Annotated in this window: 17 protein-coding genes; 12 read left to right on the top strand and 5 right to left on the bottom strand. The window is 35.0% G+C overall.

Going from position 1 to position 15710, the window contains the following annotated elements; all coding sequences use genetic code 11:
• Positions 1-48 precede the first annotated feature (48 nt).
• The 12 genes from PGH12_RS03360 (at position 49) to PGH12_RS03305 (ending at position 11959) form a co-directional block, all read left to right on the top strand.
• Positions 49-1188, top strand: coding sequence for an acyl-CoA dehydrogenase family protein (locus PGH12_RS03360; RefSeq protein ID WP_267599078.1), 1140 nt, complete (start codon positions 49-51; stop codon positions 1186-1188).
• Between the two features lie 17 nt (positions 1189-1205).
• Positions 1206-1694 carry a DinB family protein gene (locus PGH12_RS03355; RefSeq protein ID WP_267599331.1) on the top strand — a complete coding sequence of 163 codons (489 nt, stop codon included), beginning with the start codon at positions 1206-1208 and terminating at the stop codon, positions 1692-1694.
• A 199-nt stretch (positions 1695-1893) separates the two neighbouring features.
• Positions 1894-4824: a reprolysin-like metallopeptidase gene (locus PGH12_RS03350; RefSeq protein WP_267599077.1), complete on the top strand. Its 2931-nt coding sequence runs from the start codon at positions 1894-1896 to the stop codon at positions 4822-4824.
• A gap of 139 nt (positions 4825-4963) precedes the next feature.
• Positions 4964-5431, top strand: coding sequence for a pyrophosphohydrolase domain-containing protein (locus tag PGH12_RS03345; RefSeq protein ID WP_267599076.1), 468 nt, complete (start codon positions 4964-4966; stop codon positions 5429-5431).
• A 43-nt stretch (positions 5432-5474) separates the two neighbouring features.
• A complete protein-coding gene (locus PGH12_RS03340; protein WP_267599074.1) occupies positions 5475-6053 on the top strand; it encodes a TlpA family protein disulfide reductase in 579 nt (192 codons plus the stop codon).
• Positions 6050-6655 (top strand): DUF4230 domain-containing protein, encoded by a 606-nt coding sequence (locus PGH12_RS03335; protein ID WP_267599073.1) that lies wholly within the window; start codon positions 6050-6052, stop codon positions 6653-6655. Before PGH12_RS03340 ends, PGH12_RS03335 begins: the two co-directional genes overlap by 4 nt.
• 10 nt (positions 6656-6665) lie before the next feature.
• The gene (locus tag PGH12_RS03330) at positions 6666-6845 is read left to right on the top strand and encodes a hypothetical protein (RefSeq protein ID WP_267599072.1); all 180 of its coding nucleotides are present in this window, start codon (positions 6666-6668) and stop codon (positions 6843-6845) included.
• 309 nt (positions 6846-7154) lie between these two features.
• On the top strand, positions 7155-9074 hold the full coding sequence (gene thrS, locus PGH12_RS03325) for a threonine--tRNA ligase (RefSeq protein WP_267599071.1): 1920 nt from the start codon (positions 7155-7157) through the stop codon (positions 9072-9074).
• A 164-nt stretch (positions 9075-9238) separates the two neighbouring features.
• The gene (gene infC / locus PGH12_RS03320; RefSeq protein WP_115596428.1) at positions 9239-9739 is read left to right on the top strand and encodes a translation initiation factor IF-3; all 501 of its coding nucleotides are present in this window, start codon (positions 9239-9241) and stop codon (positions 9737-9739) included.
• A 292-nt stretch (positions 9740-10031) separates the two neighbouring features.
• Positions 10032-10229 carry a 50S ribosomal protein L35 gene (gene rpmI, locus PGH12_RS03315; RefSeq protein WP_027385360.1) on the top strand — a complete coding sequence of 66 codons (198 nt, stop codon included), beginning with the start codon at positions 10032-10034 and terminating at the stop codon, positions 10227-10229.
• A 117-nt stretch (positions 10230-10346) separates the two neighbouring features.
• Positions 10347-10691: a 50S ribosomal protein L20 gene (gene rplT, locus PGH12_RS03310; RefSeq protein ID WP_267599069.1), complete on the top strand. Its 345-nt coding sequence runs from the start codon at positions 10347-10349 to the stop codon at positions 10689-10691.
• 98 nt (positions 10692-10789) lie between these two features.
• Positions 10790-11959: a M28 family peptidase gene (locus PGH12_RS03305; RefSeq protein ID WP_267599068.1), complete on the top strand. Its 1170-nt coding sequence runs from the start codon at positions 10790-10792 to the stop codon at positions 11957-11959.
• A 26-nt stretch (positions 11960-11985) separates the two neighbouring features.
• Here PGH12_RS03305 and hisIE read toward each other — a convergent pair whose 3' ends face one another.
• From hisIE to hisB, 5 genes are read right to left on the bottom strand one after another with little or no spacing between them, the layout of a single operon-like run.
• Entirely contained in the window at positions 11986-12570 is a 585-nt protein-coding gene (gene hisIE, locus PGH12_RS03300; RefSeq protein ID WP_267599067.1) for a bifunctional phosphoribosyl-AMP cyclohydrolase/phosphoribosyl-ATP diphosphatase HisIE, read from the bottom strand.
• Positions 12567-13319, bottom strand: a complete 753-nt coding sequence (gene hisF / locus PGH12_RS03295; RefSeq protein WP_267599066.1) for an imidazole glycerol phosphate synthase subunit HisF — start codon at positions 13317-13319, stop codon at positions 12567-12569. The genes hisIE and hisF overlap by 4 nt, the downstream gene beginning before the upstream one ends.
• Positions 13312-14034, bottom strand: coding sequence for a 1-(5-phosphoribosyl)-5-[(5-phosphoribosylamino)methylideneamino]imidazole-4-carboxamide isomerase (hisA, locus tag PGH12_RS03290; RefSeq protein WP_267599065.1), 723 nt, complete (start codon positions 14032-14034; stop codon positions 13312-13314). The genes hisF and hisA overlap by 8 nt, the downstream gene beginning before the upstream one ends.
• A gap of 2 nt (positions 14035-14036) precedes the next feature.
• On the bottom strand, positions 14037-14615 hold the full coding sequence (gene hisH, locus PGH12_RS03285) for an imidazole glycerol phosphate synthase subunit HisH (RefSeq protein WP_267599064.1): 579 nt from the start codon (positions 14613-14615) through the stop codon (positions 14037-14039).
• Positions 14616-15710 carry a bifunctional histidinol-phosphatase/imidazoleglycerol-phosphate dehydratase HisB gene (hisB, locus tag PGH12_RS03280; protein ID WP_267599063.1) on the bottom strand — a complete coding sequence of 365 codons (1095 nt, stop codon included), beginning with the start codon at positions 15708-15710 and terminating at the stop codon, positions 14616-14618. It abuts the gene before it with no gap.

Below are 15710 nucleotides of genomic sequence, written 5' to 3'. Positions count from 1 at the left end.
TAGTATTTCGGCAATTTAAGTATCTTTGGGCATTAACTATTTTATAATATGAATACAGAAACTATCAACAACATTAAAATGATAGCTGAAACAGCAAAAGAATTTGCTGAGAAAAATATCAGACCCAATATCATGGAGTGGGACGAAAGCCAGACTTTTCCTAAAGAATTATTTCATCAATTAGGAGAAATGGGTTTCATGGGAATTGTAATTCCTGAGCAATATGGAGGTTCTGGTTTGGGTTATCATGAGTATGTTACCATTCTTGATGAGATTTCTCAGGTAGATCCTTCTATCGGACTTTCTGTAGCAGCTCACAATTCATTGTGTACCAATCATATATATGAGTTCGGAAATGAAGAGCAAAAAAATAAATGGCTTCCTCAGTTGGCAACGGGAAAAGTAATCGGAGCTTGGGGACTGACAGAGCACAACACAGGATCTGATTCCGGAGGTATGTCTACTACAGCTGTAAAAGATGGCGACGCATGGGTTATCAACGGAGCTAAAAACTTTATTACTCATGCAATCTCAGGAGACATTGCTGTTGTGATGACCAGAACTGGTGAAATTGGTGCTAAAAATAATTCTACCGCTTTTGTTCTGGAAAAAGGAATGGCAGGTTTCACTTCAGGAAAAAAAGAAAACAAATTAGGAATGCGTGCTTCAGAAACTGCTGAGCTTATCTTTGATAATGTTCGTGTACCAGATTCTTACCGTTTAGGAGAAGTGGGTGAAGGTTTCAAGCAGGCAATGAAAATATTAGACGGTGGTAGAATTTCTATTGCTGCATTAAGTTTAGGAACTGCAAGAGGAGCTTACAAAGCAGCTTTAAAGTATGCTCAGGAAAGAAAACAGTTTGGAAAAGCAATTTCTGAATTTCAGGCAATTAATTTTATGCTTGCTGATATGGCAACAGAAATTGACGCTGCAGAATTGTTGATTCAAAGAGCTTCTACATTGAAAAATGCTAAGCAGAAAATGACTAAAGAAGGAGCAATGGCAAAGTTATACGCTTCTGAGGCTTGTGTAAGAATTTCAAATAATGCCGTGCAGGTTTTTGGAGGTTATGGCTATACGAAAGATTTCCCTGCTGAAAAATTCTACAGAGATTCTAAGCTTTGTACAATTGGCGAAGGAACTTCCGAGATCCAAAGACTCGTTATCGGGAGAGAAATTACCAAATAAATTATTAAAAAACATACATTGATGAAAAAGTATTATTAGATGAATTTTTGCATGAAGCAGAAAGTACTAGAAAACTTTTAAAAGAAATTCCAGACGCTTCATTGGAATTTAAACCTTCTGAAATTAACTGGACAACCGCTCAGTTGGCTTCTCATATCTCGGAAATATATAATTGGTATGAGGTTACTTTCAATCAGGACGTTTTTGATATGGGAACTTATCAGTATGACAAAGGTGATATTTCTAAGGCAGAAAATATTGTTTCTAAGTTCGAAGAAAATGTTGCAAATGCTCAGCAAGCGATAGAAAAGTGGGACGAAAGTACGATGATGAATGACTGGAAAATGGAAATGGATGGTAATTTCATCTTTCCTCCGATGTCAAAGATTCAGGTGATTCGTTCTTTTTTATACAATCATCTATATCATCACAGAGGTGAACTCATCGTTTATCTCAGATCTACTGGAAATAAAGTTCCAGGGATGTATGGACCTACTGCTGATTAAGGTTTTTAAGTAAGCTTAAATTATTATAAAATAGTATCCGAAACTTCGGGTACTATTTTTTTACGTTTAGTATTTATTATAAATTTAATGTATTGCATAATGATTTCAATCGATTGTCTAAATTTTTCATAAAATTTTTTGTTTTTCGTAAAGAATTTTTTAATAGCTTTGATATTTCACAATCAAAAATATTATTTATATGAAAAAACAACTATTAGTGATCGGAATGCTATTTATCTCTGGTATTTCAATCGCTCAGACCGATCAATTGTGGTCTCAAGGTTCATCAAAAACAAATTCAGAAGTTTTAGAAAACAAAACAAATATTCTTAATCCAAGAATTTATCAGCTTGACATTAACGGATTGAAAAATGCTCTTGCAAAAGCACCAAAAAGATTGGCTGCAAGGGAAAAATCAGAAATCATTATTTCATTTCCAAATTCTGAAGGGAAATTAGAAAGCTTTAAAGTAAGAGAAAACTCAAATTTTGATCCTCAATTGGCTGCAAAATATCCGGATATTAAATCTTATGTGGGCGAAGGTCTTGAAGATCCTAATTCCACCGTTTATTTCAGTATTTCTCCTTTGGGATTATCTTCAATGGAAATCTATGGCGACAAATCCGCAGTTTTCATTGAGCCTTACACGAAAGACCTTTCAACCTATGTGGTTTACAAAAAATCTGATAAGAAAGATAATTTAAATACTTTTGAATGTACCGTTATTGATGTTGCTCAAAAAGGAATCAGCAATACAGATCTTGCAGCAAGACCAAACGCAGATGATGCAAAATTGCGGACATTCCGTCTAGCACTTTCTTCTACTGGAGAGTACACCACTTATTTCGGAGGTACAAAAGCGCTTGCTCTTGCTGCGATGAATAATACAATGACTCGTGTAAACGGTGTTTTTGAAAAAGATTTTGCAGCTAGAATGGTTTTAATTGCCAATAATGATGCTGTAATTTACACAAGTGCGTCTTCCGATCCTTACTCTGCGGCTGCACAAATGAGCAATTGGAACTCTCAACTTCAGTCAACTTTAACCTCAGTTATAGGTGAAGCAAATTATGATGTCGGACATTTATTCGGAGCTTCCGGCGGTGGCGGCAATGCCGGTTGCATCGGTTGTGTTTGTGTAAATGGTTCTAAAGGCAGTGGTTATACTTCTCCGTCTGATGGTATACCGTCCGGAGATAATTTTGACATTGATTATGTTGCTCATGAATTAGGACATCAGTTTGGAGGAAATCATACATTTTCAAATTCAAATGAAGGAACAGGTGTTAATATGGAACCTGGCTCTGGTTCAACAATTATGGGTTATGCGGGCATTACAGCTCAGGATATTCAGCCACATTCAGATGCCTTCTTTCATGCGATAAGCATTCAGCAAATTACCAATAATATTAAAGCTAAAACCTGCCCTACAAGCACTTTGACGGGAAACTCAATTCCTACAGCAGATGCAGGTCTGGATTACACAATTCCTAAAAGCACACCGTTTATGTTGACAGGAACCGGAACTGATGCAAATGGAGATTCTTTGACATATATTTGGGAACAAGTCGATAACGCATCGTCTTCTCAAACAGGAGCGAGTTCTGCAGCCAGTGCTACAAAAGCTACAGGACCAACATTCAGATCGTGGACTCCAACGACAACTCCGGTAAGATATTTTCCAAGAATGGCTTCTGTACTGGCGGGAGCGACAACCACAGCTGGTTCAGAAATCACAGTTGAAGCACTTTCTTCAGTTGCAAGAACTTTAAATTTCAGATTCACAGCTCGTGATAACAGAGCCGGAGGATCCGGAAATAATTCTGATGATTCAAGAATCACTGTAAATTCAACAGCTGGTCCTTTTGTCATAACTTCTCAAAGTACAACAACAACGTACACAGGAGGAAGTTCTCAAAACGTTACATGGAATGTTGCAGGAACAACTTCCAACGGTGTAAATGCTGCTAATGTAGATATTCTTTGGTCTACGGATAACGGCAATAACTGGACTACCCTTTTGACAGCAACTCCCAATGACGGTTCTCAGGTCGTAACAATACCGAATGTTTCTACCACAACCGGAAGAATCATGGTAAAAGGAAGCAATCATATTTTCTTTGATGTAAATAATGCAAATATTTCTGTAAATGCAGGCTCAGGAAGTACAGATACTGTTGCTCCTACAGCTCCTACTCTTTTGGCTTCAGGAACAACTTCTACAAGCACCAATCTTTCATGGAGTGGCGCAACAGATGCAGTTGGTGTTACAGGTTACGATGTGTATCAAGGTTCTTCACTTGTTGGTTCTACAGCATCAACAACATATACGGTTACAAGTTTAACACCATCAACAACTTATAGCTTTACGGTTAAGGCTAAAGATGCAGCCGGAAATATTTCGACAGCAAGTAACACGGCAACAGTTACAACTCTTGCAGGAAGCACCGTTACTTATTGTACTGCAGCAGCAACAAATACGGCAGATGAAAGAATCGGAAATGTAAAATTCGGTAGCATCAACAATATTTCTACCGGAACGGCAGGTTATGAAAACTTCACTTCAATATCAACCAATGTAACGAGAGGGACTGCGAATACAATTTCTATCACACCGGTTTGGACATCTACTAAATATAATGAAGCGTATGCAGTTTACGTTGATTATAATAAAGATGGCGATTTCACAGACAGCGGAGAATTGGCCTGGACAAAAACCGGTTCACAAACTACACCTGTAACGGGATCAATTACGATTCCTTCTACAGCAACGCTTGGAAACACAAGAATGAGAGTAATGATGCAGTATAATTCTGTACCGTCATCATCTTGTGGATCATATACTTATGGTCAGGTTGAAGATTATACTTTAAATATTCTTTCGTCGGGAAGAGGAGACGATTTTAATGTCGAAAATTTAATGACAGACGTTAAATTATATCCAAATCCAGTAAGAGATGTTTTAAATATTTCTAATACAACATCAGAAGAATACAGAATCTTCGATATGGGCGGGAAACTGATCAATTCAGGAAAACTCGAAAGAGGAACGGTAAATGTGAGCAACCTTACAACAGGAGCTTACACGATCCAGATTGGAGAAATTTCAAAAAGATTTATTAAAAATTAACCATTGAAAATGTAACATGAAAGAGACTGCCTGCAAATGGCAGTCTTTTTTTTGTGGTCAATGAATAATCAGTAATGAGTAATGAACAACTAAAACAATTTTCCCAAAATCACTATCTTTGCTTAAATTTAAAAATTTCATGGATAAAATTGACAGTCTGAATCAGGTAGCAGAATTCCACACAACCTTCAAAGCTCCTATTTTAGAAACACCACAAATTCCCTCTCCGGAAAGATGTAATCTGAGAGTTGAGCTTTTGCAGGAAGAATTAAACGAGCTCAAACAGGCAATTGAAGATAAAAATTTAGTAGAAATTGCTGATGCTTTATGCGATTTGCAATACGTTTTAAGCGGAGCAGTATTAGAATTTGGCTTAGGCGATAAATTTGTAGAATTATTCAACGAAGTGCAGCGTTCAAATATGTCTAAAGCTTGTGACAACGAAGAACAGGCGAACGAAACTGTCGAATTTTACAAAGAAAAAGACGTTGAATCTTTCTACGAAAAATCCGGAGAAAAATTTAATGTTTACAGAAAGGCTGATCATAAAGTTTTAAAGAACAAATACTACTCGCCAGCCGATTTAAAAACGATTATAGAAAATTAAGATAAAATCAAAGATTCACAAATAAATGAAAAATAACAAAAATATGAATTGTAAAAAAATTATTGCCAAAATACTTGTCATTTCAGCGTTTGCATTTGCAACAGATTCGCTTATTGCTCAAAAAGTTGTCGTCAACCGTGAAGTTGAAACTACCAACGATGGCAAAATGCTTTTAGGACATCAGCTTAAAGAACAATTCGTGAAGGAACCGTATTCTGAGTGGTATACAAAAGAATTTAATGAATATGCATTAGATCAAAAAGCAGTTGGTGAACTAAAGAAGAACAAAATCAATTCTCACAATTTGATCGTTTTCATAGGAACATGGTGCGAAGACAGTCACAGAGATTTCCCGAGATTGATGAAGATTTTAGAAGAGGTAAATTTTCCTGAAAGCAGATTAACCATTATTGCGGTCAACAGAAAGAAAGAATCTCCTACCGGTGACGAATCAAAATACAATGTACAAAAGGTTCCCACCATTATTGTAGAAAAATATGGCAAGGAAATTGGAAGAATTATCGAGATGCCGACCACAGGATATATCGAAAGAGATCTCGTAGAAATTTTAAAGAAAGATGATTCATCGGTTATAAAAGAAATATTTAAAAAAGAAAATTGAGAAATTTAAAACTTGTTATTCCGTTTGTTGCAGGAATTCTCCTTATGGTGATTCTGTTTTTCAGTTTCAGATCTTGTCTGAAAATAAGTGAGAAAACCGAAAAATCAGATTATTATATTTTGACCAATCAAATCTCCAAAATGAACAAAATGGTTGTTTTGGAACAGGATATTTCTTCGATGCAGAAGACCAAAATGGGTTACGAATTTTTTGGTAGAGAAATGACAAGCAACAGCATCATCACTTATACTAAGACCAATGCACAGGTTTCGTACGACCTCAATAAAATGAAAATTGAGGTAGATTCTGTTAATAAAAAATTAATTATTACAGCTCTACCAAACCCTGAGATCCGGATTACACCAAGTGTGGAAATACAGTCGATGGATGATTCTTTTCTAAACAGAATTTCTGAGAAAGATATAAAGAATGTACAGCAAAAAGCGAAGCAAACTGCTCTGAAATCTATTGATCAAAATAAACTGAAAAATGACGGAAAGCAGCAATTGTTAGAAAATCTAAACAATATTTTCGTTTTGGCAAAGGCTTTGAATTACACCATAGAAGACGAAACCGGGCGACTCGGTATTCTAAAACTCTAAAAGTGAAATTATGAATCCTAAAGACGAGAACCAGAAAGAATCTGCAAACTCTGCAGAAACTAAGAAACAAAATGAAGATTTTCGTGACCTTCCCGCATCTTCGGAAAAACAAAATCCTTCAGATGTAGCTAAAGAAGACGTGAAAAAATCTTCAGAAAACAATTCAGGAAAAACAGATAATACTAAGTGAAAGCTTAGTATTTTTTTTGACATTTTTTCTCAGGGCAGCTTTTTCCGCCTTCCACTCCCGCTTTTTTGTTTCGCTGCGCTTCACAAAAAGAGCTCCGTTCAAGTCGGGCTGCGAACTGTGCAGGGTTTCATGTTTGTTATATATTTCTACAGTCTCATTATTCAGCTTTCAGGATTATTAATGAGTCATACAAACTGTCTTCAACGTCAAAATTTAAAATAAATTGTATTTTTTGTGAATTATCAAGCTACTATTTCTTAAAGAACTAAAAAATGCGTATTTTTGCAACTTAAAATTTTGTAGTAAACAATGATAAAAATTACACTTCCAGACAATAGCATCAAAGAATTTGAAGGAGAAGTTACTCCTTTGGATGTGGCAAAATCGATAAGCGAGGGATTGGCTAGAAATACCATTTCCGCAGTTGTAAACGGCACACAAGTCGAAGTTACCACGCCTATCACCACAGATTCTACGGTACAGCTATTGACATGGAATGATGATCTTGGTAAGAAAGCCTTCTGGCATTCTTCTGCCCACCTTTTGGCGCAGGCAATCCTTGAATTTTATCCTCATGCTCAATTAACAATTGGTCCGGCAATCGAAAGCGGATTTTACTATGATGTAGATTTCGGTGACGAAGTTTTGTCTGAAAAAGATTTTGATAAAATAGAAAAGAAAGTTTTAGAAAACGCCAAGAAAGCATCAACGTTTTCATTATATCCGGTTTCTAAAGCAGAAGCATTGGAAACTTATGCAAATAATCCTTATAAAGTAGAATTGATTTCTAATCTTAACGATGGCGAAATCACTTTTGTTACACATGACAATTTCACAGATCTTTGTCGTGGCGGTCACATTCCAAATACAGGAATTGTAAAAGCAGTGAAGATTCTGAATGCTGCAGGAGCCTACTGGAGAGGAAATGAGAAAAACCCTCAGCTAACAAGAGTGTACGGTATTTCTTTCCCAAAACAGAAAGAACTGACCGAATATCTTGAGTTATTAGAAGAAGCTAAAAGAAGAGATCATAGAAAATTAGGTAAAGAATTAGGGATTTTTGCTTTCTCAGAAAAAGTAGGTGCCGGTTTACCACTTTGGTTACCAAAAGGTACAGCTTTAAGAAAGAAATTAGAGAATTTCCTTTCTGTTGCTCAGAAAAAAGGAGGTTACGAATTTGTAATGTCTCCTCACATCGGTTCGAAAGAATTGTATGTAACTTCCGGTCACTGGGATAAATATGGGGAAGACAGCTTCCAGCCAATAAAAACTCCAAATGAAGGAGAAGAATTTTTATTGAAACCAATGAACTGTCCGCATCACTGTGAGATTTACAAAACTTCACAATGGAGCTATAGAGATTTACCAAAAAGATATGCAGAATTTGGGACTGTGTACAGATATGAGCAAAGCGGTGAACTTCATGGCTTAACGAGAGTTCGTGGATTTACTCAGGATGATGCTCACCTTTTCTGTACTCCGGATCAGCTTGCGGAAGAATTTGAAAAAGTAATAGATCTTACCCTTTATGTTTTTCAGTCTTTAGGATTTGAAGATTTTGTGACTCAGGTTTCGTTAAGAGATCCTGAAAATAAACAAAAATATATAGGATCTGACGAGAATTGGGAGAAAGCAGAAAGTGCAATTATTCAGGCTGCGGAGAAAAAAGGTTTAAAAACTGTAATTGAATACGGTGAAGCTGCATTCTATGGTCCTAAACTGGATTTTATGGTAAAAGATGCTTTAGGTAGAAAATGGCAGTTGGGAACGATTCAGGTAGATTACAACTTGCCGGAAAGATTTGATCTTACTTATATTGGAAGCGATAATGAGAAGCACAGACCTGTAATGATTCACAGAGCTCCATTTGGTTCTATGGAACGTTTTATTGCGATCTTATTAGAAAATACTGCCGGAGATTTCCCATTATGGCTAAGCCCGGATCAGTTTACAATATTGCCAATAAGTGAAAAATATGTAGATTATGCTAAAAAAGTTTCAGAATTTTTAGAAAATCACGATATTAGCGGATTGATTGACGATCGAAACGAAAAAACAGGCAAAAAAATTCGTGATGCGGAATTAAAAAAGATTCCTTTTATGCTTGTAGTAGGAGAAAATGAAGAAAGAGATGGCACAATTTCTGTACGTAGACGTGGAGAAGGCGATCTTGGAGTGATGAGTATGGATGAGTTTGTATCTCACTTCAAAAAAGAAGCAACAATATAAGACAATTAAGAGATTTATTATTTAGAAATAAGTTATTAATTAATCTGAATTACTGAATGTCTTAATTATTAAAATTAGTTATTAACCAATAAAATTATAAAGCGATAGCACAAAGATTTAACAACAGAGGCCCACAGAGACGTCCACCACAGGAGGACTTACACATGATAAACGATAAGATTCGCGTAAGAGAACTTCGTTTAGTGGGCGATAACGTAGAACCGGGAATTTTCCCGATTGACAAAGCGAGACAAATTGCCAAAGAACAGGAATTAGATTTGGTCGTGATTTCAGACAAGGCTGAACCTTTCATTGCGAGAATATTAGACTACAAAAAGTTTTTATACGAGCAAAAGAAAAAAACCAAAGAGCTTAAAGCAAAACAGATCAAAGTGGTTGTAAAAGAGATTCGTTTCGGACCTCAGACAGACGAGCACGATTATGATTTTAAGAAAAAACATGCTGAAAAGTTTTTGGAAGAAGGTTCAAAATTGAAAACCTACGTATTTTTTAAAGGACGTTCAATTATCTTTAAAGATCAGGGTGAGATTTTACTTCTTAAATTGGCTCAGGAATTAGAGCACGTTGGGAAAGTAGATCAGTTACCTAAACTTGAAGGTAAGAGAATGATCATGATGATGAGTCCTAAAAAACCAGCTAAATAGTTTAATAATATGATAATAGCTCAAAGCTTATTATCATTGAGAATATACAAAAGAGATTTTCTACGGAAAGTCTCTTTTTGTATGATTATTTTTCGTAGTTTTGCAAACCAAATATTTGCGTAAAATAACAATGAATATCGTGGTAAATATGATAGTCATTAATTTTGCAAATATAGTAATGTAACTATGTACCAATTAAAGTGTAATATATGCTAGCCATAGTACACTTCTAGATCGGAATATTTTTACAATTGAAAATAGTATTGATAACAAAAACATAAAAAAGCAAACAATGCCAAAATTAAAAACGAAATCAGGTGCTAAAAAGCGTTTTGCTCTTACCGGTTCTGGAAAGATCAAAAGAAAAAATGCTTACAAAAGCCACATCTTGACTAAAAAAGAAACTAAGCAGAAGAGAAATCTTACTACTACTTCTTATGTAGCTAAAGTGGACGAAAAAAGCGTTAAACGTCAATTAGCAATTAAGTAGTTTTTATAAATCATTTTTCGGTTTATAAGAATAACAATTCAACATTTTAACCCTGAAACGGTGCAGATAAGTGCAATGAAACAGTTTGCCGCCCTTTTCAAAAAAACAATTTAAATTATGCCAAGATCAGTAAATGCCGTAGCTTCTAGAGCTCGCAGAAAAAAATTAATGAAACAAGCTAAAGGTTTTTTCGGTAGAAGAAAGAACGTTTGGACTGTTGCTAAAAACGCGGTACATAAAGCAATGCAATATGCTTACCGTGGTAGAAAAGAGAAAAAGAGAAACTTCAGATCACTTTGGATTATGCGTATCAACGCTGGTGCAAGAGAACACGGAATGTCTTACTCTCAGTTTATGGGAGCTCTTAAAAAGAACAACATTGAATTAAACAGAAAAGTTTTAGCTGATTTGGCTATGAACTATCCTGAAGCGTTCAAAGCAGTTGTAGATCAAGTAAAATAATGTAAAATTTTTTGTTATCAATATTAAATCCCGAGTTTTTTGCTCGGGATTTTTTTATTTTATCTACATTTGCTAAATCTTAATTTATTTGATAAAAAGTGAAAAATTTAACTACTCTACTCCTACTTTCGTTAGCATCTTATAATATTCAGGCTCAAAGTTTTATTCAGGCTTATCAAAACAGAGTCAATCAGATCACGCAGGCTAATGTAACTTCCCTGTTACAGGATTTTGCGTCATACGGTGTAAAAACTTCTGGCTCAGCAGCCAATAATAATACCTTGAACTGGCTTAAAAGTAAATATCAAACCTACGGCTACGATGCTAGTCAGGTAACTGAAGACAGCTTTACGGTTAACGGTAATACAACAAAAAATTTAATTATAACGAAAACCGGAACCGTATATCCAAATATCTATGTTATTATCTGTGGACACTATGACACTATTGTGGGTCCTGGCGTAAGTGATAATGGCAGCGGAACATCTATTATTCTTGAAGCTGCAAGAATTTTAAAAGACATTCCTACCGAATATTCTATCAAATTTATTCATTTTTCCGGTGAGGAACAGGGACTAATTGGCAGTAATCACTATGTGAATAATGTTGTTTTTCAAAATGGAGTACGACAATTAAACTTGAAAGTAGTTTTCAATATCGATCAAGTTGGAGGCAAATTGTCTGCACCTAGTAATTTTATAAAATGTGAAAGCGACCAAAGTGGTCTCACCAGCAACAATGCGCAATCACTTACATTTACGCAGCAGTTGGCAACTTGTACTTCACTTTATTCTCCTCTGCAAACTGTAATGTCAAATACTTATGCTTCCGATTATGTGCCTTTTGAAGCTAAAGGAGATATTATTACCGGTTTCTACGAAACTCCTCAAAGCATGAACGAGCATACATCAAATGACACCTTTGTAAATGTAGATCCCACATATGTGTTTAATGTTGGTAAAGCGGCAATTGGTGCTCTGCAGCATTTTGCAGTAGCAACAACTAATCTTTCTATCAACGAAACATCTTTCAATTCTCTTGAATCAATAAAGATTTATCCCAATCCAGCCAAGAATTTTGTCAAATTAGAACTGCCAAAAGATATCAAAGATTTTAAAGTTGAGATCACAGACATGTCCGGAAAGTTAGTTTTGTCTAAAGAAAATGAAACTGAATTGAACACTTCAGATTTACCAAATGGTGTTTATCTTTGCTCAATAGAAACGGAAAACCAAAGCGCGACCAGAAAAATCGTAATTAAAAAATAAATTTAAAACCTGCATCTGCAGGTTTTTTATCGATTGCGCTTCACCAGAATCTCTTCGATTTCCTGCAAAGAAAAGTTTTTGGCTTTCAGTAAAATCAAAAAATGATAAAGAAGATCTGCCGCTTCATTTTTAAACAGGTCTGCATCATTATCTTTTGCTTCAATCACCACTTCTACTGCTTCCTCTCCTACTTTTTGTGCGACTTTATTAATCCCTTTTTTGTATAGCGAATATGTGTAGGATTCTTCAACTTTGTTATCTATCCTTTGGGCAATTTTTTCTTCTAATTCGTACAAAAATCCTTTCGATTCTTTATCTCCGAAACAACTGAAACTTCCGGTGTGGCAAACAATATTTTCAGGTATTGCTTTTATCAAAATCGTATCCTGATCACAATCTATTGCTATATTTTTTACTTTTAAAAAATTCCCGGACTCCTCACCTTTTGTCCATAATCCGTTTTTTGAACGACTGAAAAAAGTAACAATGCCTTCTTTTTTTGTTTTTTCTAATGCTTCTTCGTTCATATAACCCAACATCAAAACCTGTAAAGTTCTGTCATCCTGAATGATCACGGGAACCAAACTATTCGTTTTACTAAAATCTATCATCTTATTGCTAATTTTTTTAATTTTAATTCTTCTTTTAATTCATTGATACCAATTTCTCTAAAGTGAAAAATACTTGCAGCCAAAGCTCCTGTAACTTTTGTCTGATTAAAAACATCTTCAAAATCTTGTATTTTTCCCGCTCCACCTGACGCAATTACAGGAATATTAATACTTTCTGAAATCAGTTTTGTTAATCTTAAATCAAAACCATTTTTAGTTCCGTCTCCGTCCATTGAGGTAAGAAGAATTTCACCTGCACCCAGTTCTTCTGCTTTTTTTGCCCAATCTAAGGTCTGCAAAGCAGTTTTTTCTCTCCCGCCTTTTACAAAGACCCGATCAGAATTGTCGATGAATTTCGTATCTATTGCAACTACAATACATTGATTTCCAAATTCTTGGGATAAATCAGAAATTAGCATTGGATTTTTTACCGCAGAAGAATTGAGACTTATTTTGTCGGCTCCCGCTTCAAGCAATTTTCTTACATCTTCCACCGTAGAAATTCCGCCACCTACCGTAAATGGAATGCTCAGTTCTCTTGCAATATCTTTTACGAGTTCAACGAAAGTTTTTCGTTCTTCGATTGTTGCTGTAATATCAAGGAAAACCAATTCATCAGCGCCTTCATTTTCATATTTTTTAGCCAACTCAATTGGATTTCCGGCATTAATTAAATCTTCAAAATTAATTCCCTTTACAGTTGTTCCATCCTTAATATCCAAACATGGAATGATTCTTTTTTTAAGCATTTTCAATAAAATTTTGAAGTTGATTTAATGATATTTTATTCTCATAAATAGCTTTCCCGATAATCGTTCCGGAGCAGCCAATTTCTTTCATTTTAAAAACATCTTCGAGACACGAGATTCCACCACTTGCAATGAGATTTATATGTGTTTTTACTAAAATTTCCTGATACAATTCTGTGGATGCACCTTGCAACATTCCGTCTTTTGAAATGTCTGTACAAATCACATTCTCAATATTACATTTTTGATATTGCAGAATAAAATCGATGATATCTCTGTCACTTTCCTCAAGCCAGCCTGAAGTTTTTATTTCTCGGTTTTCACAATCGGCTCCCAGAATTATTTTTTTAGAACCGTATTTGTGAATAATTTCATAGCAAAATTCAGGATTTTGAACGGCAATGCTTCCAATTGTAATTTGCTTTGCACCACAATTAAAGGCAGTTTCAATATCTTCTTCAGTTTTTAATCCACCTCCAAAATCGATATGTAATGAAGTTTTACTAGCAATTTTTTCCAAAACCTTTTGATTGACGATATGTTTGGATTTTGCTCCGTCAAGATCAACTAAGTGAAGAAACTGTATTCCAAAGCTCTCAAATTCTTTGGCAACTTCTACAGGATTTTCGTTGTATATTTTTTTTGTGCTGTAATCACCTTTTGATAGCCTTACACATTTTCCGTCGATGATATCTATGGCAGGAATTATTTTCATCATTAAATTTTTAAAAAGTTTTTCAATAACAGACTTCCAGATTTTCCTGATTTTTCAGGGTGAAACTGTGTTGCGAAAAAATTATCTTTCTGCAAAGTTGCGCTGAAAGGCAAAATATAATCGCAGACAGCAGTTGTAAAATCTGATAATTCACAAAAATAACTATGAACAAAATAGAAATCATCTTTTTCTGAAATCTCAGAGAACAATGTTGATTTCAAATCCATAAGCGTATTCCAACCCATATGCGGAACGATATTTTCTGAAGGAAATTTTTTAACGTTTATATCAAAAATTCCCATTCCCATAGTATTTCCTTCTTCGTTATGTCCACACATCAACTGCATTCCGAGACAAATTCCAAGAACAGGTTGAGTGAGTTTCGGAATCAATTCATCTAAACCTTTCTCTTTCAGTAATTTCATTGTAGAAGAAGCTTCACCGACGCCCGGAAAAATCACTTTATCGGCTTTTCGAATCAATTCAAAATCATCTGTGACTATAGATTTTTCGCCTAATCTGTTTAATGCATTTTGCACTGAACGTACATTCCCGCCGTTGTATTTAATAATTGCAATCATTTATAAACTTCCTTTTGTTGAGGGTAAATTATAGTTTTGATCAGTTTGGTTGACAGCCATTTTCAGTGCTTTTGCGAAAGCTTTAAAAATAGACTCGATCTTGTGATGCTCATTATTTCCTTCAGATTTTATATTCAAATTTGACTTCGAAGAATCTGTAAATGATTTAAAAAAGTGAAAAAACATTTCAGAATGTACATCACCAATTTTTTCTCTTTTAAATTCTACATCCCAAACCAACCACGGCCTTCCTCCGAAATCAATCGCAACCTGAGACAGACAATCATCCATTGGAAGCAAAAAACCATATCTTTCAATTCCTTTTTTCTTGCCCAAAGCCTTTAAAATTGCTTCTCCAAAAACAATCGCAGTATCTTCAATTGTGTGGTGCTCATCAACTTGTAAATCTCCATTCACTTTAATTTTTAAATCTAAATTTCCGTGTTTTGAGATCTGTTCAAGCATATGGTCAAAAAAATGCAGCCCGGTCGAAATCTCAGAATTTCCGCTTCCGTCGAGATTAACTTCAATTTCAATTTCTGTTTCATTTGTTTTTCTGTAAACGTTAGCTTTTCTTGGAATTTGCTTTAAAAACTGATAGATTTCGCTCCAGCTTTTCGTTGTTAATTCAGCTTCTTCGTTTTCAGTTTCATTAAGAAAAATTGCTTTTGTTCCTAAGTTTTTTGCTAATTCAATATCTGTTAATCTATCACCGATTACATATGAATTTTCAAGATCGTAATTTCCGTAGACGTATTTGCCAAGCATTCCGGTTTGCGGCTTTCTTGTATTTAAATTTTCATGCTCAAAACTTTTATCAATAAAAACATCTGTGAAAAATATCCCTTCACTTTCAAAAGCTTTCATCATTTTTTCCTGTGGTTTTATAAAATCTTCATAAGGAAAGCTGTCAGTTCCCAAACCATCCTGATTCGTTACCATTACCAATTCGTAATCCAATTCCTTTACAATTTTTGCTAAGTTTTGAAAAACTCCGGGATAAAATTCAAGTTTCTCAAGAGAATCAACCTGAAAATCTGTTAGCGGTTCTGTAATTAATGTTCCGTCGCGATCGATAAATAATACTTTTTTCAT

Origin of the sequence: Chryseobacterium sp. CY350, assembly GCF_027945075.1 — a bacterium.
Taxonomy (GTDB): Bacteria; Bacteroidota; Bacteroidia; order Flavobacteriales; family Weeksellaceae; genus Chryseobacterium.
This window is presented reverse-complemented; position numbering and strand designations above follow the sequence as displayed.